A 1,054-nucleotide genomic window follows, 5' to 3' on the forward strand; every position below is an offset into this window, starting at 1 on the left:
TCAACGCCGGGATCACCACCCTCGTCGACTGGTCGCACATCAACAACACCCCCGAGCACCCGGACGCTGCGGTCCACGGCCTGGCTGAGTCCGGCGTTGGAATGCAACGACGCTCTCACCCGACTCACCGAAGTAGTAATTGTTGCCGTCCCACGTCGTCATCCACGACATGGTTCCGCCGCCGTGCTGTTTGAGCAGTTCCCGAGCAGCGGCGCGAGGATCGTTCCCGGACAGCGGCCCGCCTCGAATCTTGCGCCGCATCGGCACGTGAAAAGCGTGACGGCCCTTGATCAACAAGATGAGTTCGAGAAGCCAGAGCAGCGCGGTACCGACCGTGACGGCGCCGGCGCTTTCGTAGTCGAAGAAGATGACCGAACCGAGGACGAGGGCGGTGGCCAAAACCGTCAGAGAACCGAAGACCACAGCAACCCACCAGGCCCAGCGGCGACCTCGTCGCAACTGATCCGCGATCAGGGCAACGATGATCACGTCGACCAATGCGGTCCAGCCCGAACCGGTTTCGGCTTCCGTCGGCCCGAACGGTCCGCTTCCGGGGAACAACCAGACGGCGATCTCGACCACGCCGATCAGGAGCAGGCCGATGAATCCGAGCAGACGGATCTCACGTCGGGTTCGGGGGATGAACCCACGCTCTCCGTCGCCGAAGAACTTCTCGCCCACCGGGAGGAAGATCGCGACCGCGATGAGGTGCTGTACGTCGGCGAGGCGGCCTTCGAAGAGAAATGCGATGGCGATGTACGCACACAGGATGGCGCGCACTCGCATTCGCCAGGGTGAGCGCAGAGTTGCGGTGGTTGCGGCGAGTGCGGCGATGATGGCGGTGGTGACACCGACGTCGCGGTGGGTGGCGAGGTTGCGGGCCCAATCCCAGTCGGTGTGGCTGCCGGCCCAGAGGAGGAGCGATGCACCCAGTTCGCCCGCCAACTGACCGCTGATCGTGACGATGGCCGCGTTCTTGGTGCCCAGGCGCCACTCGCACCAGCCGACCGCGAAGGCGAAGACGACGATGATCGAAACATACTGACCTGGCGTC

General features: G+C 64.4%; 1 protein-coding gene. It reads right to left on the bottom strand.

The annotated features are described in order from the left end of the window. Window positions 1-39: 39 nt before the first annotated feature. Window positions 40-945, bottom strand: coding sequence for a hypothetical protein (locus ABT116_RS49910; RefSeq protein ID WP_351648395.1), 906 nt, complete (start codon window positions 943-945; stop codon window positions 40-42). Window positions 946-1,054: the final 109 nt, after the last annotated feature.

The organism is Streptomyces sp. NPDC002130, assembly GCF_040296465.1.
In the GTDB taxonomy this organism is placed as follows: domain Bacteria; phylum Actinomycetota; class Actinomycetes; order Streptomycetales; family Streptomycetaceae; genus Streptomyces.